Origin of the sequence: Pseudomonas rhodesiae, from assembly GCF_013285305.1 — a bacterium.
GTDB classification, from domain to species: Bacteria; Pseudomonadota; Gammaproteobacteria; order Pseudomonadales; family Pseudomonadaceae; genus Aquipseudomonas; species Aquipseudomonas rhodesiae.
The window spans coordinates 4,271,913-4,291,533 of the sequence record NZ_CP054205.1 but is presented as its reverse complement, the minus strand read 5'-3'; the positions used below and the strand labels follow the sequence as shown (position 1 = coordinate 4,291,533).

Here is a 19,621-nt window from a genome sequence, read left to right as displayed (position 1 = left end):
GTCTGAACCACCATGAGTTTGCTCAATATAGGGATGTCGGGGCTTAACGCCGCTCAAGGATCGTTGTCGGTCTTGAGTAACAACATCGCCAACGCCAATACCGCGGGTTATTCGCGTCAGCAGACCACGCAAACCGCGAATGCCGTGAACCAGTTTGGCGGCGTGTACATCGGCAGCGGCACGACCCTGGCCGATGTGCGCCGGGTGTACAACGAATTCCTCGACACGGCTTATCAGAACAGCACTGCGCTGAATGCCGACGCCAAGGCTTATCAGGATCAGGTCAGTGCCGTCGATAAGACCTTGTCGGACAAGACCACGGGCATGTCCGCAGTGCTCAGTTCGTTTTTTGCGGCGGTGCAGACGGCGGCGAGCAACCCGAGCGACGTGACTGCGCGCCAAGTGATGGTCACCAATGCTCAGACGTTGAGTAACCGCTTCAACGCGATTTCCTCGCAGTTGAGCCAGCAGAAAGAAACCATCAATGGCCAATTGAGCTCGATGAGCGATCAGGTCAACCAACTGACGGCGTCGATTGCTTCGCTCAACAAGCAGATCAATCAGGTGCAGGGTTCGACCAATACCACTCCGGCCAACCTGCTTGATTCGCGCGCCGAGGCTGTGCGTTCGCTCAATGAGTTGATCGGCGTGACCGCGGTGGAAAAGAATGGCGTGTTCAGTGTCAGCACCGGCAGCGGCCAGTCCTTGGTGCTGGGCGATCAGTTCAGCACCATTTCCGCCGTGCCGAGCAAGGGCGACACCAGCCAGTACACCATTGAGCTGAATGCCCCCGGCGGCACCAAGCTCGACCTGGGGAATGTGATCAGCGGCGGCAGCATCGGTGGCCTGTTGCGTTATCGCAGCGACGCGCTGATTCCGGCGATCAATGACCTGGGGCGCATTGCCGTGGCGACGGCTGATGTGGTCAACAGCCAATTGGGTCAGGGCCTGGACCTCAACGGCGAGTTCGGTTCTTCGTTGTTCACGGACATCAACAGTGCCTCGGCCGTTGCCCTGCGCAGCCAGGCTGCACAAGGCAACCTCGGGGATGGTGCCTTGGGCGTAACGATCAAAGACACCAGCAAGCTGACCAATTACGATTACAAGGTTTCTTTCAACGACAGCACCGATCTCACCAAGGCGACCGTGTTGCGTTCCGACGGCAAGGCCATGGGGGTTTACGACCTCAGCGCCACGCCGCCGCCGGTCATCGACGGGTTCACCCTGGCGGTCAAAAGCGGTGCGGTCCAGGCCGGTGACAGTTTCAAGGTCAGCCCCACTGCCAACGGTGCCAAGGAAATCGGTACGGTCCTCACCGACCCCACCAAGCTCGCCTTTGCAGCGCCGCTGTTGGGTGAAGCCAGCAAGACCAACCAGGGCACCGGCAACTTCACGCCGCCGGCGCTTACCGTACCTTTGGATATTCAGGGCGGCGCCGCCACCGCTCAGTTGCGCGTCGGGATTGAAAACTCGATGCCAGTGAAGATGGTGTTCGGCAAGCCCGCGGCAGATGGCACCCAGCCGTATACGCTCAATGATTCCCAGGGCAACCCGATCGGCACCGGCACCATCGTCCCGGGGCAGGGCAACAAGGTCACCATTAACGTGCCGATGCGCGATGCCAGCGGTGCCTTGGTGGTGCCGGCCACCAGTTTCAGCTTCGACACCACGGTGGGTGGTGTGCCAGCTGATGGTGACAGCACCTCTTTCTCGTTCAATGCCGGCGGAAAGTCCGACAACCGCAATGCTTTGCAGCTATTGAATCTGCAAACCAAGGCGACCATTGGCACGGCGGCCGATGGCACGGGCGGCACCAGCCTGGTGGGCGCCAACAGCAAACTGGTATCGACCGTCGGTGCCAAGGCCGCCGCGGCCGGCACCGATACCACTGCCACTGGCGCGCTGTTGAGCGCCAATAAGAACGCGCGTAACTCGGTGTCCCAGGTAAACCTGGATGAAGAAGCGGGTGACATGATCAAGTTCCAGCAGTACTACACCGCCTCGTCGCAGATCATCAAAGCTGCGCAAGAAACCTTCAGCACGCTGATTAACAGTCTTTAAGGGAGCCAGGGACGATGCGCATTTCTACGCAGCAATATTTCGAGACCAGTTCCACCAAGTACTCGAACAACTATTCGGGCGTGGTGAAAGCTCAAGACCAGGCCAGCAGCGGCGTGCGCGTGCAAACCGCCGCGGATGATCCGGTGGCGGCGGCACGTTTATTGATGCTTCAGCAGCAGAAAGACATGCTGACCCAGTACAACGGCAACATCACCAGCCTGAAGGACAAGCTGACCAACGAAGAGAGCGTGCTGACCGCAATCAGCGATGCCATGCAGCGCGCCACCGAGTTGGCGCTGCGTGCCGGTGGTTCGATCAGCGATGCGGATCGGCGCTCGATCGCCAGCGAAGTCGGCGCGATCGAGGATCAGGTGCTGGGTTTGCTCAACAGCAAGGACTCTTCGGGCAACTATCTGTTTTCGGGCTCCAAGACCCAAACCCCGCCTTATGCGCGTAATAACGATGGCACCTACAGCTACCAGGGTGATGAAACGCCGCTGAGCCTGCAGGTTTCCAACACGCTGACAATCAATGCCGGCGATACCGGCAAGACCGTACTGGAAGGTGCTGCCAACTCGGGCCGCACCCAGGCCCCGTGGCTGGCGCCGGTTCCGCAGACAGTGCCGCCGACCGTCAACGACAACAAGGTGGCGTTGTCCGCCGGCCTGGTCACGTCCAGCGCTGACTATTCGGGTAAATTTGCCGACGGCCAGCCGTACAAGCTCACCTTCACCAGCAGTACGCAATATAAGGTGGAGGACAAGAACGGTACCGACATCACCTCCGAGATCCCTGGCAACGGCACGTTCGATGCCACCAAGGAAGGCAGCTCCAGCATTGCGCTACGTGGTGTGAAGTTCGACATCACCCTGAAGCTGGGCGACGATGTCGCGCCTGGCGCGCCGTCCGATGCGCTGGTCAAGGACCGTACTTTCAGCCTGGAATCCAAGCCCGATACGTTCAGCGTCTCGCGTACCCCGAGCAACGCCTCAAGCGCGCAGTTGACGGGGGCTCAGGTGTCAAGCCAGGCGGACTATGCCAGCACCTTCCCGACCAACAGCGGCGCGATCATCAAGTTCACCAGTGCCACGGCCTATGAGGTCTATGCCCAGCCGTACACCACCGACAGCAAGGCCATTGCCACCGGTGATACCGGTGGCGGTACCACGGTGACAGCGGCTGGCGTGACATTCGATGTGAGTGCCGGGCCACCGCAGCCGGGTGATCAGTTCTCCGTCGGGGCCAACACCCAGAAGACCCAGAATGCGCTGGATACCTTGGGTCAGTTGCGTCGAGCCCTGGAGTTGCCGGCCGACGGCAACCCGGCAGCGACCGTCAAATTGAAGGATGTACTGGATACGTCGATCGCCAACCTGGCCAACTCGACGTCCCAGATCGTCAATGTGCGCGGCTCCATCGGTGCGCGCGGCCAGGCCCTGACGATCCAGTCCGATGAAAATGCCAGCATCGGCATCGCCAACACCAGCACCATGAGCGACTTGGCCAATATCGACATGGGCGAGGCGGCAATCAACCTGTCGCTGCAACAAACCATGCTGCAAGCCTCGCAGCTGGCCTTTGTGAAGATTTCGCAGTTGAGCTTGTTCAACAAGATGTGATTTCACCGCGTCAGCACAGCGGCCCCGCCTGGAAACAGGCGGGGCCGCTGTCGTTTCAGGGGGCTCAATTGTTTAAAGGTTTTGCATAAACCGCAGAAAATTGAGTGACCTGTGAGTCATAAAGCGCATCTTCACTGTATCGTGTGAAAAGGATAAGTCGTCACAGGGTCCTTGCGGGGCGGCTTTCAGCGAGATTTTTATGGGGTTACCCCCTTTATTGTCAGCACTCCAGGCGTCGGCCGTGGGGTGTTCTCCAGCTATTTAGTATTGGGAAGCCACAATGATTGGCATAAAAAGCATCGCCAGTTACGTGCCGGCGGACGGTATCGATAACTACGCCCAGGGTGCCAAATTCGCCAAGGATGAAGAGTTCATCATTGGCAAGATCGGTTCGGCGTTCCTGCCGCGCAAGGAAGCTGCGCAGGAAACCTCCGATCTGTGTGTCGAAGCGGTCAACGCCTTGTTTGCCAACAACCCGGATCTCAAGCGCGAATCGATTGACGCGCTGATCGTCGTGACCCAGAACGGTGACGAAGAGGGCTTGCCCCATACAGCCGCCATCGTCCAGGACAAACTGGGGCTGCCGACCCATGTCGCCGCGTTTGATATTTCCCTGGGCTGCTCCGGTTACGTCTACGGCATCTACGCGATGAAGGGCTTTATGGAAGCCGCCGGCCTGAAAAATGGCCTGTTGATCACCGCCGACCCGTACTCCAAGATCGTCGACCCGGAAGATCGCAACACCACCATGCTGTTCGGCGACGCCGCCACCGCGACCTGGATGGGCGAAGATGCCTCGTGGCTGCTGGGCAAGTCCAAGTTCGGCACCGACGGTTCCGGCGCACCGCACCTGAAGGTCAGCGATGGCGTGTTCTTTATGAACGGTCGCCAGGTGTTCAATTTTGCCTTGCTCAAAGTGCCGGCGCATTTGCACGAGCTGCTCAATGAGTCGGACCTCAAGGCCGATGACATCGATGCGTTCTGCATTCACCAGGGCAGTGCGGCGATTGTCGACGCCGTGGCCCGTCGCTTCGAAGAGGCGCCGGTGGACAAGTTCATCAAGGACATGGTCGAGACCGGCAACACCGTGTCGTCGAGCATTCCATTGCTGCTGGAAAAGCATGTGATGGACGCCACCTGGAAACGCGTGGCGATCAGTGGATTCGGTGTGGGCCTGTCGTGGGGCTCGGCGATTCTGCATCGTCCGTGACGCGTCGGTAGACTGCGTACACCGCAAAAGCAAACGCCGATGATCGAAAGATCATCGGCGTTTTTTATTTGGCGCCAAAAAAACCGCTGAAATCGCGGCTTGGCGTATGCCTAAACCCTTGAATTACAAGGGGTGGCACGGCGCCAGTAAAAAAAATCAAAAAAACCCTCAAGCAACCGGCTACCACGACGATAACTATTACGTAGGTTCTCTAGGCCACACCCGGCAGTTGCCAGGGCCGGAAGCCGCAGTATCCATCCAACGAGGATTTCGTCATGGCTTTAACAGTAAACACCAACATTGCTTCGGTCTCCACTCAGGGCAACCTGAACAAAGCTGGCACCGCCCTGGCCACTTCCATGCAGCGCCTGTCTTCCGGCCTGCGTATCAACAGCGCTAAAGACGACGCTGCCGGCCTGGGTATTGCTACCCGTATGACCAGCCAGATCAACGGCCTGGGTCAAGCAGTAAAGAACGCCAACGATGGTATCTCCATCGCGCAGACCGCTGAAGGCGCAATGCAGGCTTCGACCGACATTCTGCAAAAAATGCGTACCCTGGCTCTGTCCTCGGCTACCGGCTCCCTGAGCAACGACGACCGTAAGTCGAACAACGACGAATACCAGGCTCTGACTTCGGAACTGACCCGTATCTCGCAAACCACCACTTTCGGTGGCCAGAAACTGCTGGACGGTTCGTACGGTACCAAAGCCATCCAGGTTGGCGCCAACGCTAACGAAACCATCAACGTCAGCCTGGAAAACGTTGCGGCCAACAACATTGGTTCGCAGCAAGTCAAGAGCATTGGCATCACCCCTGGTGCCGGTGTTGTCGGCGGCGCAATCGCTGTAACCGGTAACGGTCAGACTAACAGCGTCACCGTAGCGGCTGCTGCTTCGGCCAAAACCATCGCTGCCCAACTGAACGGCGCCATCGGTGGCCTGGGCGCTACCGCCAGCACAGAAGCTCAGTTCGTGGTCGGCGCTGCTGCTGCTACCGCTCCGGCTTCGTTCACCATGACTGTTGGCGGCCAAGCCACCAGCTTCGTCGGTGTGACCGATACCGCCAGCCTGGCTGAGGCGCTGAAGTCCAACTCCGCCAAACTGGGTATCAGCGTTAACTACGATGAGTCCAAAGGCACTCTGTCGGTTAAATCCGATACCGGTGAAAACCTGGCCTTCAGCGCTTCGACCAATGCCGGCAGCATCACTGTCGCCACCAAAGACGGTTCGGGTACCTACGGCACTGCTACCGCCCTGGCTGACGGCATCATCGCTACCGGTGCTGTAAACCTGGACTCCTCCAAGGGCTACTCCCTGGAAGGCGCTGGTGTGACTGGTATCTTCGGTGCCGGTACTTCGGCTGCTTCGGCCAAGACCACCGTGTCGCAGACCGACGTGACCGACGCCACCAAGGCGCAGAACGCTGTGGCTGTGATCGACCAGGCTATCGCTTCCATCTCCAGCGCCCGTTCGGGTCTGGGTGCTGTTCAGAACCGTCTGACCAGCACTGTGGACAACCTGACCAACATCCAGAAAAACACCACTGCTGCCCGTAGTACTGTTCAGGACGTCGACTTCGCTTCCGAGGCCGCTGAACTGACCAAGCAGCAAACCCTGCAGTCGGCTTCCACCGCGATCCTGTCTCAGGCCAACCAACTGCCATCCGCTGTACTGAAGCTGCTTCAGTAATACAAGCGCTTGGTAGCTGACGGAAGGGCGCGTTTACGTGCCCTTTCGTCTTTTCCAATCAGAGGAGATTGGGCATGGACATGAATGTGAATTTGAACTTGTCTTATCCGTCGCTGGCCCCGCAAGGCGCGGTGGCCCCTGTGGTTGTGGATAAAGACAAGAGCAAAGTTGAAGCGGTTGCGCCAACCCCGGATAAAGCCAAACCTGGCGATCTGGAAAAAGCGGTCACCGATATTAAAGAATTCGTACAAGCGGCCCAGCGCAATCTGGATTTTTCCATTGATGATTCCACTCACAGGGTCGTGGTCAAGGTCATTGCCACCGACACCGGTGAAGTGATCCGCCAGATCCCATCGGAAACGGCCTTGAAATTGGCGCAAAGCTTGTCCAGCGCCAGTCATGTGCTGTTTGACGACAAGGCTTGATCTGGCATGAAACTTGTTGCTGCTACTGTCTGATGCGTAATTCGTCAAGATAACGGCAGCCACCGGACTAGGAGAAAGATGATGGCGGGTACAACGATTACTGGCGTGGGGTCTGGTTTCGACACCCAGGCAATTGTGAAATCCCTGGTGGATGCCGAGCGCGCGCCGAAACAGGCGCAGATCAACGCACAATCGCAAAAGGCCACGACCCAGCTGTCGTCGATCGGCAAAATCCAGGCGGCCCTGGATGCGTTCCGTGGCGCGTTGGACAGCATGGTCACCGACAATAGCTTCAGTGGCTTGACCGGTACGTCCTCGGATGAAAAAGTCGCCACCATGACGGCTAACCAGGGCGCGGCCAACGGTAGTTTCTCGCTGGTCGTCAACCAGCTTGCCAAGCCCTCGAAGCTGTCGACCATCAGTTTTGCTGGTGGCCAATCCACGGTCGTCAACAGCACGGGCAAAGCGACGACGCTGACCATCACTCAGTCGGGTAAGAACTTCGACCTGAGTGTTCCGGCCGGGGCCACCTTGCAACAGGTACGCGACTCGATCAACTCGCAGTTCGGCACTGCCGGTCTGAGTGCCAACATTCTCACCGACTCCAACGGTTCGCGTCTGATCCTGACGTCCACCAATGGCGGGGTAGGGTCTGATTTGACCATGTCGGGTAACTCCGGGATCGACACTGGCTACAAGGTGGTCGATGTGCCGCAGAATGCCAAGTACACCATCGATGGCATTGCGGCGGAATCGAAGTCCAACAGCATCAGTGATGCGGTGAGTGGTGTCAGTATCAAATTGCTGGCCGTGTCGCCTACGCTCGTTGCTAACGATCCGAATACTACTGATCCGGTTCGTACCGCCCTGACCATCTCGGTAAGCACTAGCACTACCGCACTGAAGTCCGGGGTCAAGGGGTTTGTCGACACCTACAATGCTCTGCTCAAGGCGATGAACGCCGAGACCAAAGTGACCAAGGACGCCGCCGGTAACTCGGTCGCGGCAACGCTGACCGGCGACTCGACCATGCGCACCCTGCAATCGGCGATCCGCAACGAGTTCAATATGTTGTCCGGCAACGGCACCTTGAAGTCTCTGGCGCAGTTCGGTGTGACTAGCGACCAAGACACGGGAGCGCTGAGTATCGACGCCAAGCAGTGGGACAAAGCCGTGCTGAGCAATCCGGCGGATATCAACAGCATCTTCAGTGGCAAGACAGGTCTGTTGGCGCGTCTTAAGACGGCGACCGAGCCCTATGCCAAGGCCTCCACTGGCATTCTGGCCACGCGCACCGCGTCGTTGTCCGAAAGCCTTAAAGACCTGAACAAAGACCAGATCAGCCTGGATGAGCGTTTGACCACCATGCAGGACGCCCTGACTCGCAAGTACACCGCCATGGACACCCTGGTAGCGCAGTTGCGGCAGCAGAGCAACAGCATTCTCGGCACGCTCAGTGCGATCAGTAATTCCAAAAGCGATAGCTGATCGAACGGTCGAAAAAAAGCCCAGGTTCATTGACCTGGGCTTTGTTTTTCAAGCGGCCGACGGGTTAAAGTTTTGCGCAATCCAGTCGATATATTGGTTAATGAAATCCTTCTCGCTGTTGCTTGTCACGAGGTAGAAACATGAATCCCATGAGAGCCCTTCGCCAATACCAGAAGGTCAATTCCCACGCCCAGATCTCCGAAGCCAGCCCGCACCGCCTGGTGCAGATGCTGCTCGAAGGCGGCCTTGACCGTATTGCGCAAGCCAAAGGGGCCCTGGCGCGCGGTGACATTGCTCAGAAGGGCCTGATGCTGGGCAAGGCCACGGACATCATTATCGGCCTTCGTGATGGCCTGAATGCGGAAAAAAGCGACAACAAGGAATACGTCCAGCGCCTGGAAGGCCTGTATGTGTACATGAGCAACCGTCTGATGGAAGCCAATCTGCACAACGACGCCGACATGCTCGACGAGGTCGCGCAATTGCTGATTACCGTGAAAGAAGGCTGGGATGCCATCGGGGCGCCACAGGGCGTCGCACAATAAGGCCACAGGCCTTGAGGAACACATCATGAGCCACGCACTGCAACGCATTGATGAAACCCGCGAAGCCCTGATCGGCGCGCTGGCGGAACGCAACTGGGAGGCTGTTGGCGAGTTGGATCTGGGTTGTCGTGCGGTGATTGATGAGGTGCTCAGCGAAGTCCCTGTGGATGAAAATGCGCTGCGTGAAAAGCTTGAGAGCCTGCTGGCGGTCTACCAGCAACTGCTTGAGGTGACGACGGGCGAGCGCCAGGCGATTTTCGAAGAGATGTCGCAGATCAACCAAGCGAAGAATGCGTCAAAGGTCTACCATCTGTTCGGCTGAACAGACGCAGTTAATCCGACCGGCGCGTCATAAATTTGACCGTGCCAGCTTTTTTGACTTAACTAGTGCTGTTTTCAGAGTTCAGACGTCTATAGAGTAAGAAGTCCTACAGCCGTCTCGATTGCCCCTACATTTGGGCAGGAAGTTTTACTAGGGAAGTTGCTATTGCATGTGGCGTGAAACCAAAATTCTGCTGATTGATGACGATAGCGTCCGTCGCCGCGATTTGGCGGTGATTTTGAATTTTCTCGGCGAAGAAAATTTGCCCTGCGGCAGCCACGATTGGCAGCAGGCGGTCAGCTCGTTGTCGTCGAGCCGTGAAGTCATTTGTGTGCTGATCGGGACGGTAAACGCTCCTGGCGCTGTTTTGGGCTTGTTAAAGACACTGTCTACCTGGGATGAGTTCCTTCCCGTGTTGCTAATGGGCGAAAATTCTTCGCTCGACCTGCCCGAAGACCAGCGCCGGCGTGTCCTTTCCACCCTGGAAATGCCGCCCAGCTACAGCAAATTGCTCGATTCCCTGCACCGTGCCCAGGTCTATCGCGAGATGTACGACCAGGCTCGCGAGCGCGGTCGTCATCGCGAACCCAACCTGTTCCGTAGCCTGGTCGGCACCAGCCGCGCCATCCAGCATGTGCGCCAGATGATGCAGCAAGTGGCCGACACTGACGCCAGCGTGCTGATCCTCGGCGAGTCGGGCACCGGCAAGGAAGTGGTCGCGCGCAACCTGCATTACCATTCCAAGCGCCGCGACGGGCCCTTTGTACCGGTCAACTGCGGGGCGATTCCGGCAGAGCTGCTGGAAAGCGAGCTGTTCGGTCACGAGAAGGGCGCCTTTACCGGCGCCATCACCAGCCGTGCCGGGCGTTTCGAGCTGGCCAACGGCGGCACTCTGTTCCTCGACGAAATCGGCGACATGCCGCTGCCGATGCAGGTTAAGCTGCTGCGTGTGTTGCAGGAGCGCACATTCGAGCGCGTGGGCAGCAACAAGACCCAGAGCGTGGACGTGCGCATCATCGCCGCGACCCACAAGAACCTCGAAAGCATGATCGAGATCGGCAGCTTCCGCGAAGACCTCTACTATCGGCTCAACGTATTCCCCATCGAGATGGCCCCGCTGCGTGAGCGCGTGGAAGACATCCCGCTGCTGATGAACGAACTGATCTCGCGCATGGAGCACGAAAAGCGTGGCTCGATTCGCTTCAACTCCGCCGCAATCATGTCCCTGTGCCGCCACGGCTGGCCGGGCAACGTGCGTGAGCTGGCCAACCTGGTGGAGCGCATGGCGATCATGCACCCCTACGGTGTGATTGGCGTGGTCGAGCTGCCGAAGAAATTCCGCTATGTCGATGACGAAGATGAGCAATTGGTCGACAGTCTGCGCAGTGACATGGAAGAACGGGTCGCCATCAACGGCCACACCCCGGATTTTGGTTCCACCGCCATGCTGCCGCCGGAGGGCCTGGACCTGAAGGACTACCTCGGCAATCTGGAGCAGGGCCTGATCCAACAAGCCCTGGACGATGCCGGTGGCATTGTCGCCCGTGCCGCCGAGCGCCTGCGCATTCGTCGTACCACCCTGGTGGAGAAGATGCGCAAGTACGGTATGAGCCGCCGCGAAGGTGACGAACAGGCGGATGATTGACGCCTGTTTTTCAACTGACTGAAAACTAAGCCTATTTTTTTAGGCACGGGTATTGCTACACCCCTCGCAACGTTCCGTTTAACTGACGGTCAGCCAAGCGAGAGAGCATCATGCCCCACGCCGCCCAATTAGCCTCAGCCCCTGCCATCCAGGGGCTTGTTCCCTCCGCAGAGCCGCTCGCCCGACAGGGCCTTGAACATGCGTTCTCGCAGTTCAACCAGATGTCGAGCCAACTGAGCGACTCCTACAGTCTGCTGGAAGCCCGGGTCTCGGAGCTTAAAGGCGAGCTGGCGGTGGTCAGTGCTCAGCGTATGCAGGAGCTGGCCGAGAAAGAACGCCTGGCCAACCGCTTGCAAAACCTGCTCGACCTGTTGCCCGGCGGCGTGATCGTGATTGACGACCAGGGCCGCGTGCGCGAAGCCAACCCGGCCGCCTGCGACCTGCTGGGACTGCCGCTGGAAGGCGAGCTGTGGCGCCACGTCATCACCCGCTGCTTCGCCCCGCGTGAAGATGATGGTCATGAAATTTCCCTCAAGGATGGGCGTCGCCTGTCGATTTCCACCCGTTCCCTGGACGCCGAGCCCGGCCAGTTGGTGCTGCTCAACGACCTGACTGAAACCCGCCACTTGCAAGACCAGTTGGCGCGCCATGAGCGCTTGTCGTCCCTGGGGCGCATGGTCGCTTCTCTGGCGCATCAAATCCGTACGCCCTTGTCGGCGGCGTTGATCTACGCCAGTCATTTGACTGACGAGCAGTTGCCGGCCGCGACCCATCAGCGTTTTGCCGGGCGCCTAAAAGAGCGTCTGCACGAATTGGAGCATCAGGTACGCGACATGCTGGTGTTCGCTCGCGGCGAACTGCCGTTGACCGACCGCATCACTCCGGCCGAGTTGATGCAGACCCTGCAGGCGGCGGCCGCCACTCACATTCAAGACGCGCAGGTGCGCTGGCAGTGCGACAGCCACCAAGGCGAGTTGCTGTGCAATCGCGACACCCTGGTGGGATCGCTGCTCAACCTGATCGAAAACGCCACCCAGGCCAGCGGCCCCGGTGCGCGGCTCAAGGTGCACCTATATCGCCGTCAAGATTCGCTGCGCCTGTGCGTCAGCGACAACGGCAGTGGCATCGACCCGCAGGTGCTGCGGCGTCTGGGCGAGCCCTTTTTTACCACCAAGACCAACGGAACCGGCCTGGGCCTGACCGTGGTCAAGGCCGTGGCGCGCGCCCATCAGGGAGAATTGCAACTGCGTTCCCGGTTGGGGCGCGGCACCTGTGCATTGATGAGCTTGCCGCTGTTTTCAGGCGCGGCAAGCGCGGAGTAAAGAGTCATGGCTATCAAGGTTTTACTGGTGGAAGACGATCGCGCCCTGCGTGAAGCATTGGCTGACACGCTGCTGTTGGCGGGCCATGACTACCGGGCGGTCGGGTCTGCCGAAGAGGCCTTGGACGCGGTGGCACAGGAGGCGTTCAGCCTGGTGGTCAGCGACGTCAATATGCCCGGCATGGACGGTCACCAATTGCTGGCCCTGTTGCGCGCCCGCCAGCCGCAACTGCCGGTGTTGTTGATGACTGCCCACGGTGCCGTGGAGCGCGCGGTGGATGCGATGCGCCAGGGCGCGGCGGATTACCTGGTCAAGCCCTTTGAGCCCAAGGCCTTGATCGAGTTGGTAGCGCGCCACGCTCTGGGCGTGATCTCGGCGCACGAAGGCGAGGGGCCGATTGCCATCGAGCCAGCCAGCGCCCAGTTGCTGGAATTGGCGGCCCGCGTGGCGCGCAGCGATTCCACGGTGCTGATTTCCGGTGAGTCCGGTACGGGTAAGGAAGTGCTGGCGCGTTACATTCACCAGCAGTCGACCCGCGCCAAGCAGCCGTTCATCGCCATCAACTGCGCGGCGATCCCCGACAACATGCTGGAAGCCACGCTGTTCGGTCATGAAAAGGGCTCGTTCACCGGTGCTATTGCGGCGCAAGCCGGCAAGTTCGAGCAGGCCGACGGCGGCACGATCCTGCTCGACGAGATTTCCGAGATGCCTTTGGGCCTGCAAGCCAAGTTGCTGCGTGTGTTGCAGGAGCGCGAAGTGGAGCGCGTCGGCGCGCGCAAACCGATCCAGTTGGATATCCGAGTAGTGGCCACCACCAACCGCGATCTCGCCGGCGAAGTGGCGGCGGGGCGCTTCCGTGAAGACTTGTTCTATCGCCTGTCGGTGTTTCCGCTGGCCTGGCGCCCTTTGCGCGAGCGTCCGGCGGATATCGTGCCCTTGGCCGAGCGCCTGCTGAACAACCACGTCAAAAAAATGAAGCACGCCCAGGCGCGGCTTTCGGCCGAGGCGCAGGCGTGCCTGATCGCCTATCCATGGCCGGGCAATGTGCGGGAACTGGACAACGCGATCCAACGTGCCCTGATCTTGCAGCAGGGCGGTTTGATTCAGCCCCAGGATTTCTGTCTGGCCATGGGCAGTGGCGCGGCGCCGCTGCCGACACTGGCCCCCGCACCGTTGGTCGCCGAGGTGGAAACCGCCAGCGCTTTGGGCGATGACCTGCGTCGCCGCGAATTCCAGATGATCATCGATACCCTGCGCGCCGAGCGCGGCCGCCGCAAAGAGGCCGCCGAGCGCCTGGGCATCAGCCCGCGCACCTTGCGCTACAAGTTGGCGCAGATGCGCGACGCCGGCATGGATGTGGAAGCGTATCTTTTCGCCACCTGAAAATAGCCAAGGCGTACAAGGTTTGTCGCCTTTTCTTACGAGTCGCCACGGATCTGGCACCCTTGTTGCTACCTCCCCTAGTAACTGCAGCGTAGTGTCAAATTTTTGCGGGTCGGAGAGAGAAGGTCATGAGCCAGGGTATTGAGTTCAATCGGTTGATGTTGGATATGCGCTCCATGCAGATGGATGCCATGGCTCAACCGAAATCCGTCGCGCCAGCGCCGGAATTGGGCCAAAGCAGTTTTGCCGACATGCTCGGTCAGGCCATCAACAAAGTCAGCGACACCCAGCAAGCCTCCAGCCAGTTGGCCAGCGCGTTCGAGATCGGCAAGAGCGGTGTGGACCTCACCGACGTGATGATCGCTTCGCAAAAAGCCAGCGTTTCCTTTCAGGCTCTGACCCAAGTGCGTAACAAGCTGGTTCAGGCCTATCAAGACATCATGCAGATGCCGGTTTAAGGGCGAGATTTAAGTCATGGCAGAAGCAGTCGTGGACAACGTACCCGCCAAGGCAGAAGGCAAGCCGCCGCTGTTTGGCCTGTCGTTCCTGGAAAACCTTTCGGAAATGACCATGTTGCGTCAGGTTGGCCTGTTGGTCGGCCTGGCTGCCAGCGTGGCGATTGGCTTTGCCGTGGTGTTGTGGTCGCAGCAACCCGATTACCGGCCATTGTATGGCAGCCTGGCTGGCCTGGATTCCAAACAGATCATGGAAACCCTGGCCGCCGCCGACATCGCCTACACCGTGGAGCCCAACTCCGGGGCTCTGCTGGTCAAGGCCGATGACGTCGCCCGTGCGCGCATGAAGCTGGCCGCTGCGGGTGTGACGCCGTCCGACAGCAATATCGGTTTTGAGATCCTCGACAAGGACCAGGGCCTGGGCACCAGTCAGTTCATGGAGGCCACCCGTTATCGGCGCGGCCTGGAAGGCGAACTGGCGCGTACCATCTCCAGCCTCAATAACGTCAAGGGTGCCCGCGTGCACCTGGCCATTCCGAAAAGCTCGGTATTTGTGCGTGATGAGCGCAAGCCCAGCGCCTCGGTACTGGTTGAGCTGTTCGCCGGTCGTTCCCTGGAACCCGGTCAGGTCAATGCCATCGTCAACCTGGTGGCTACCAGCGTTCCCGAACTGAGCAAATCCCAGATCACCGTGGTGGATCAAAAGGGCAACCTGCTCTCCGACCAAGCCGAGAACTCCGCGCTGACCCAGGCCGGCAAGCAGTTCGATTACAGCCGCCGCGTGGAAAGCATGCTGACCCAGCGCGTGCACAACATCCTGCAACCGGTGTTGGGCAATGACCGCTATAAAGCCGAAGTCTCCGCCGATGTGGATTTCAGCGCTGTGGAGTCCACCTCTGAACAGTTCAACCCGGACCAGCCGGCCCTGCGCAGCGAGCAGTCCACCAGCGAACAACGTACCGCCAGCAATGGCCCGCAAGGTGTGCCGGGGGCCCTGAGCAACCAGCCGCCATCGCCAGCCTCGGCCCCGCAAACCACCGGTGGCGCCGCCGCTACCGCCGGCGCGATCCAGCCTGGGCAACCGCTGCTGGACGCCAACGGTCAGCAGATCATGGACCCGGCCACCGGCCAGCCGATGCTCGCCCCGTACCCGGCGGACAAGCGTAACCAGTCCACCAAGAACTTCGAGCTGGACCGTTCCATCAGCCACACCAAGCAGCAGCAGGGCCGTGTCAATCGCCTGTCGGTGTCGGTGGTGGTCGACGATCAGGTCAAGGTCAATGCCGCAGACGGCGCGGTCACCCGTGCCCCGTGGAGCGCCGACGAATTGGCGCGCTTCACCCGCCTGGTGCAGGACGCCGTCGGCTTCGACGCCAGCCGTGGCGACAGCGTGAGCGTGATCAACATGCCGTTCTCCGCTGAGCGTGGCGAAGTGATTGCCGAGCCTGCGTTCTACTCGCAGCCGTGGTTCTGGGACATCGTCAAGCAAGTGCTGGGTGTGCTGTTCATCCTGGTGCTGGTGTTCGGCGTGCTGCGCCCGGTGCTCAACAACATCACCGGCAACGGCAAGAAACAACTGGCCCTGGCCGGCGGCAGCGATGTCGAGTTGGGTGGCATGGGCGGCCTGGACGGCGAACTGGCCAACGACCGCGTCAGCCTCGGCGGCCCGCAAAGCATCCTGTTGCCAAGCCCGAGCGAAGGCTATGACGCGCAGTTGAACGCAATCAAGAGTCTGGTAGCAGAAGACCCGGGCCGTGTGGCTCAGGTCGTGAAAGAGTGGATTAACGCAGATGAGTGATAATCGAGCCGCTGTTGCCAAGCTCTCCCGGGTCGACAAAGCCGCAGTCCTGTTGCTGTCGCTGGGGGAAACCGACGCCGCCCAAGTGCTGCGCCACATGGGGCCCAAAGAGGTTCAACGGGTGGGCGTGGCCATGGCGCAAATGCGCAATGTGCACCGCGAGCAAGTCGAACAGGTGATGAGCGAGTTCGTCGAGATTGTCGGCGATCAGACCAGCCTGGGCGTCGGCTCCGACAGCTACATCCGCAAGATGCTCACCTCGGCCCTGGGCGAAGACAAGGCCAACGGCCTGATCGACCGCATCCTGCTGGGTGGCAATACCAGCGGCCTGGACAGCCTCAAGTGGATGGAACCGCGCGCCGTGGCCGATGTGATCCGCTACGAACACCCGCAGATTCAGGCCATCGTGGTGGCATACCTCGACCCCGACCAGGCTGGTGAAGTGCTGGGCCACTTCGACCATAAGGTGCGCCTGGACATCATCCTGCGCGTGTCGTCGCTCAACACCGTGCAGCCGGCCGCCCTGAAAGAACTGAACACCATCCTGGAGAAGCAGTTCTCGGGCAACTCCAATGCCTCGCGTACCACCCTGGGTGGTATCAAGCGCGCGGCGGACATCATGAACTTCCTCGACAGCTCGGTCGAAGGCCAGTTGATGGACTCGATCCGCGAGATCGACGACACCCTGTCCGGCCAGATCGAAGACCTTATGTTCGTGTTCAACAACCTTTCCGATGTCGACGACCGTGGCATCCAGGCGTTGCTGCGCGAAGTGTCCTCCGACGTGTTGGTACTGGCACTCAAAGGCTCCGACGACGGCGTCAAGGAAAAGATCTTCAAGAACATGTCCAAGCGCGCGTCCGAACTGTTGCGCGACGACCTGGAAGCCAAGGGTCCGGTGCGCGTCAGCGACGTGGAAACCGCGCAGAAAGAAATCCTCACCATTGCCCGCCGTATGGCCGAAGCCGGAGAAATCGTTCTCGGTGGGAAGGGCGGCGAAGAAATGATCTAAGGCGTTGTCCATGTCGAGCAAAGATGAGGCACCCAGCGATCTGATTCGCGCACGGGATGTCGGCGGGTTCGACATCTGGTCGCTGCCCAGCTTCGACCCGCATGTGCCTGAGCCCGAGCCGGAACCGGTGGAAGAGCCGCCGGTGGAAATGGAAGAAGTGCCGCTGGAAGAAGTCCAGCCACTGACCCTGGAAGAGCTGGAAAGCATCCGTCAGGAGGCTTACAACGAGGGCTTCACTGCCGGTGAGAAAGACGGTTTTCGCAGCACCACCCTCAAGGTGCGCCAGGAAGCCGAGGCCGCGCTGGCGGTGAAACTGGCCAGCCTGGAGCGTTTGATGGGCAGCTTGTTCGAGCCTATCGCCGAACAGGACACCCAGATCGAAAAAGCCATGGTGCGCCTGGTGGAGCACATGACGCGTCAGGTGATTCAGCGTGAGTTGGCGCTGGACTCCAGCCAGATCGAAAGCGTCATGCGCGAAGCCCTCAAGCTGTTGCCCCTGGGCGTCGGCAATGTGCGGCTGTACATCAACCCGCAGGATTTCGAACAGGTCAAAGCCCTGCGCGAGCGCCATGAAGAAACCTGGCGCATCGTCGAAGACGCCGCGTTGCAGCCCGGCGGTTGCCGCGTCGAGACCGAGCACAGCCGCATCGATGCCACGGTGGAAACCCGCATCAGCCAGATCATGGCCAAGTTGCTCGATCAACAGCACGAGCAGGTGCTGAACCCGGCCGAACCTGACCTGAGCATCGACCTGGACGCCCCCGATGCGCCTTGATCGCACCAGCTTCACCAAGCGCTTGAGCGCTTACACCGAAGCCACTGAATTGCCCGGCCAGCCGATCCTGGAAGGGCGGCTGTTGCGCATGGTTGGCCTGACCCTCGAAGCCGAAGGTTTGCGCGCCGCCATGGGCAGCCGCTGCATGGTGATCAACGACGACAGTTATCACCCGGTGCAGGTCGAAGCCGAGGTCATGGGGTTTTCCGGCAGCAAGATTTTCCTGATGCCCGTGGGCAGCCTGGCGGGCATCGCCCCCGGTGCCCGCGTGGTGCCCCTGGCCGATACCGGCCGCCTGCCCATGGGCATGAGCATGCTCGGTCGCGTGCTCGACGGCGCCGGTCGCGCGCTGGACGGCAAGGGCGGTATGAAGGCCGAAGATTGGGTGCCGATGGACGGCCCCACCATCAACCCGCTCAACCGTAACCCCATCAGCGTGCCGCTGGACGTGGGGATTCGCAGCATCAACGGTTTATTGACGGTCGGTCGCGGCCAGCGTCTGGGCTTGTTCGCCGGTACCGGCGTGGGTAAGTCGGTGTTGCTGGGCATGATGACGCGCTTTACCGAGGCCGACATCATCGTGGTTGGGCTGATCGGCGAGCGGGGCCGGGAGGTGAAGGAGTTCATTGAGCACAGCCTCGGCGAGGAAGGTCTCAAACGCTCGGTGGTGGTTGCATCCCCTGCCGACGATGCGCCGCTGATGCGATTGCGCGCCGCGATGTATTGCACGCGCATCGCCGAATACTTTCGCGACAAGGGCAAGAACGTCCTGTTGCTGATGGACTCGCTCACCCGTTTCGCCCAGGCCCAGCGGGAAATCGCCCTGGCCATCGGTGAGCCGCCGGCCACCAAGGGTTACCCGCCGTCGGTGTTCGCCAAGCTGCCTAAGCTGGTGGAGCGCGCCGGTAACGCCGAGGCCGGCGGGGGCTCGATCACCGCGTTCTACACGGTGCTGTCCGAAGGCGACGACCAGCAGGACCCCATCGCCGACTCGGCCCGGGGCGTACTCGACGGCCATATCGTGTTGTCGCGGCGCCTGGCGGAGGAGGGGCACTACCCGGCCATCGACATCGAAGCATCCATCAGCCGGGTGATGCCGGCGGTGGTCACGCCCGAGCACATGACCCGTGCGCAGCAGTTCAAGCAGCTGTGGTCGCGTTATCAGCAGAGTCGCGACCTGATCAGCGTCGGCGCTTATGTGGCCGGCGGCGATCGCGATACCGACCTGGCCATCGCCCTGCAACCGCAGTTGGTGACGTACCTGCGCCAGGGCCTCAACGACAAGATCAGCATGGGCGAAAGCGAAGCGCACTTGCAGTCGATCTTCGCCCCGGCGCCAGGCGGCTAAGCCATGGCCAGCAGTCGCGCGTCACGCTTGGCCCCGGTGGTGGACATGGCCGAAAAGGCCGAAAAAACCGCGGTGCAGCGCCTGGGGTATTTCCAGGGCCAAGTGCGCTTGGCCGAAAGCAAGCTGGGCGACCTGGAGCGCTTTCGCGGCGAGTACCAGCAGCAGTGGATCGAGCGCGGCGCCAAAGGCGTATCGGGCCAATGGCTGATGGGCTATCAGGGCTTTCTCAACCAGTTGGAAACCGCCGTCGGCCAGCAGCGTCAAAGCCTGGCCTGGCACCAGAACAATCTCGACAAGGCCCGTGAGAGCTGGCAGCAGGCATTCGCCCGCGTCGAAGGTCTGCGCAAACTGGTGCAGCGCTATATCGATGAAGCGCGGGCGATTGAAGACAAGCGCGAGCAGAAGTTGCTGGATGAACTGTCCCAACGCCTGCCGCGTCCGGAACAGTTCTAAATGACGGGCTGTGTTGCCCGTACTCGGTTCAACTGCTAAACCTTGTGTGTACGCCCCCTACGACAAGGA

General features: G+C 60.3%; 17 protein-coding genes. All 17 read left to right on the top strand.

The features are described from left to right. Positions 1–12: 12 nt before the first annotated feature. Positions 13–2,061 carry a flagellar hook-associated protein FlgK gene (gene flgK, locus HRH33_RS19335; protein ID WP_034138857.1) on the top strand — a complete coding sequence of 683 codons (2,049 nt, stop codon included), beginning with the start codon at positions 13–15 and terminating at the stop codon, positions 2,059–2,061. Positions 2,062–2,075: 14 nt separating this feature from the next. Continuing rightward, positions 2,076–3,680 (top strand): flagellar hook-associated protein 3, encoded by a 1,605-nt coding sequence (locus tag HRH33_RS19330; protein ID WP_167416911.1) that lies wholly within the window; start codon positions 2,076–2,078, stop codon positions 3,678–3,680. A gap of 280 nt (positions 3,681–3,960) precedes the next feature. Beyond that, positions 3,961–4,890 (top strand): ketoacyl-ACP synthase III, encoded by a 930-nt coding sequence (locus tag HRH33_RS19325; protein ID WP_034138855.1) that lies wholly within the window; start codon positions 3,961–3,963, stop codon positions 4,888–4,890. A 275-nt stretch (positions 4,891–5,165) separates the two neighbouring features. Further along, complete coding sequence (locus HRH33_RS19320; RefSeq protein WP_167416912.1) at positions 5,166–6,581, top strand: flagellin N-terminal helical domain-containing protein; 1,416 nt, start codon at positions 5,166–5,168, stop codon at positions 6,579–6,581. 74 nt (positions 6,582–6,655) lie between these two features. After that, entirely contained in the window at positions 6,656–7,006 is a 351-nt protein-coding gene (locus HRH33_RS19315; protein ID WP_034138853.1) for a flagellar protein FlaG, read from the top strand. An 81-nt stretch (positions 7,007–7,087) separates the two neighbouring features. Continuing rightward, a complete protein-coding gene (gene fliD, locus HRH33_RS19310) occupies positions 7,088–8,494 on the top strand; it encodes a flagellar filament capping protein FliD (protein WP_034138852.1) in 1,407 nt (468 codons plus the stop codon). A 140-nt stretch (positions 8,495–8,634) separates the two neighbouring features. After that, complete coding sequence (gene fliS / locus HRH33_RS19305) at positions 8,635–9,039, top strand: flagellar export chaperone FliS (RefSeq protein WP_034138851.1); 405 nt, start codon at positions 8,635–8,637, stop codon at positions 9,037–9,039. A 25-nt stretch (positions 9,040–9,064) separates the two neighbouring features. After that, the gene (fliT, locus tag HRH33_RS19300) at positions 9,065–9,361 is read left to right on the top strand and encodes a flagellar protein FliT (RefSeq protein ID WP_167416913.1); all 297 of its coding nucleotides are present in this window, start codon (positions 9,065–9,067) and stop codon (positions 9,359–9,361) included. A 169-nt stretch (positions 9,362–9,530) separates the two neighbouring features. Then, positions 9,531–11,006: a sigma-54 dependent transcriptional regulator gene (locus HRH33_RS19295; RefSeq protein WP_034099504.1), complete on the top strand. Its 1,476-nt coding sequence runs from the start codon at positions 9,531–9,533 to the stop codon at positions 11,004–11,006. A 110-nt stretch (positions 11,007–11,116) separates the two neighbouring features. After that, the gene (locus tag HRH33_RS19290) at positions 11,117–12,328 is read left to right on the top strand and encodes a sensor histidine kinase (protein WP_034138849.1); all 1,212 of its coding nucleotides are present in this window, start codon (positions 11,117–11,119) and stop codon (positions 12,326–12,328) included. A 6-nt stretch (positions 12,329–12,334) separates the two neighbouring features. Continuing rightward, positions 12,335–13,711: a sigma-54-dependent transcriptional regulator gene (locus HRH33_RS19285; protein ID WP_034138848.1), complete on the top strand. Its 1,377-nt coding sequence runs from the start codon at positions 12,335–12,337 to the stop codon at positions 13,709–13,711. Positions 13,712–13,839: 128 nt separating this feature from the next. Beyond that, a complete protein-coding gene (gene fliE / locus HRH33_RS19280; protein ID WP_034099500.1) occupies positions 13,840–14,169 on the top strand; it encodes a flagellar hook-basal body complex protein FliE in 330 nt (109 codons plus the stop codon). 16 nt (positions 14,170–14,185) lie between these two features. Beyond that, the gene (gene fliF, locus HRH33_RS19275; protein ID WP_167416914.1) at positions 14,186–15,964 is read left to right on the top strand and encodes a flagellar basal-body MS-ring/collar protein FliF; all 1,779 of its coding nucleotides are present in this window, start codon (positions 14,186–14,188) and stop codon (positions 15,962–15,964) included. After that, on the top strand, positions 15,957–16,976 hold the full coding sequence (gene fliG / locus HRH33_RS19270) for a flagellar motor switch protein FliG (protein WP_034099497.1): 1,020 nt from the start codon (positions 15,957–15,959) through the stop codon (positions 16,974–16,976). The genes fliF and fliG overlap by 8 nt, the downstream gene beginning before the upstream one ends. A gap of 10 nt (positions 16,977–16,986) precedes the next feature. Next, on the top strand, positions 16,987–17,751 hold the full coding sequence (fliH, locus tag HRH33_RS19265; protein WP_083377786.1) for a flagellar assembly protein FliH: 765 nt from the start codon (positions 16,987–16,989) through the stop codon (positions 17,749–17,751). Then, complete coding sequence (fliI, locus tag HRH33_RS19260; RefSeq protein WP_034099493.1) at positions 17,741–19,099, top strand: flagellar protein export ATPase FliI; 1,359 nt, start codon at positions 17,741–17,743, stop codon at positions 19,097–19,099. The genes fliH and fliI overlap by 11 nt, the downstream gene beginning before the upstream one ends. Before the next feature lie 3 nt (positions 19,100–19,102). Beyond that, positions 19,103–19,552, top strand: a complete 450-nt coding sequence (gene fliJ, locus HRH33_RS19255) for a flagellar export protein FliJ (RefSeq protein ID WP_034099491.1) — start codon at positions 19,103–19,105, stop codon at positions 19,550–19,552. Positions 19,553–19,621 lie beyond the last annotated feature (69 nt).

Bases quoted from the DNA above. Each gene is read 5' to 3' on its own strand.
- fliT (WP_167416913.1), top strand. From the start codon at position 9,065: ATGAGCCACGCACTGCAACGCATTGATGAAACCCGCGAAGCCCTGATC.
- fliD (WP_034138852.1), top strand. From the start codon at position 7,088: ATGGCGGGTACAACGATTACTGGCGTGGGGTCTGGTTTCGACACCCAG.
- HRH33_RS19295 (WP_034099504.1), top strand. From the start codon at position 9,531: ATGTGGCGTGAAACCAAAATTCTGCTGATTGATGACGATAGCGTCCGT.
- fliE (WP_034099500.1), top strand. From the start codon at position 13,840: ATGAGCCAGGGTATTGAGTTCAATCGGTTGATGTTGGATATGCGCTCC.
- flgK (WP_034138857.1), top strand. From the start codon at position 13: ATGAGTTTGCTCAATATAGGGATGTCGGGGCTTAACGCCGCTCAAGGA.
- fliI (WP_034099493.1), top strand. From the start codon at position 17,741: ATGCGCCTTGATCGCACCAGCTTCACCAAGCGCTTGAGCGCTTACACC.
- HRH33_RS19290 (WP_034138849.1), top strand. From the start codon at position 11,117: ATGCCCCACGCCGCCCAATTAGCCTCAGCCCCTGCCATCCAGGGGCTT.
- HRH33_RS19325 (WP_034138855.1), top strand. From the start codon at position 3,961: ATGATTGGCATAAAAAGCATCGCCAGTTACGTGCCGGCGGACGGTATC.
- fliH (WP_083377786.1), top strand. From the start codon at position 16,987: ATGTCGAGCAAAGATGAGGCACCCAGCGATCTGATTCGCGCACGGGAT.
- HRH33_RS19285 (WP_034138848.1), top strand. From the start codon at position 12,335: ATGGCTATCAAGGTTTTACTGGTGGAAGACGATCGCGCCCTGCGTGAA.
- HRH33_RS19320 (WP_167416912.1), top strand. From the start codon at position 5,166: ATGGCTTTAACAGTAAACACCAACATTGCTTCGGTCTCCACTCAGGGC.
- HRH33_RS19330 (WP_167416911.1), top strand. From the start codon at position 2,076: ATGCGCATTTCTACGCAGCAATATTTCGAGACCAGTTCCACCAAGTAC.
- fliS (WP_034138851.1), top strand. From the start codon at position 8,635: ATGAATCCCATGAGAGCCCTTCGCCAATACCAGAAGGTCAATTCCCAC.
- fliF (WP_167416914.1), top strand. From the start codon at position 14,186: ATGGCAGAAGCAGTCGTGGACAACGTACCCGCCAAGGCAGAAGGCAAG.
- fliG (WP_034099497.1), top strand. From the start codon at position 15,957: ATGAGTGATAATCGAGCCGCTGTTGCCAAGCTCTCCCGGGTCGACAAA.
- fliJ (WP_034099491.1), top strand. From the start codon at position 19,103: ATGGCCAGCAGTCGCGCGTCACGCTTGGCCCCGGTGGTGGACATGGCC.
- HRH33_RS19315 (WP_034138853.1), top strand. From the start codon at position 6,656: ATGGACATGAATGTGAATTTGAACTTGTCTTATCCGTCGCTGGCCCCG.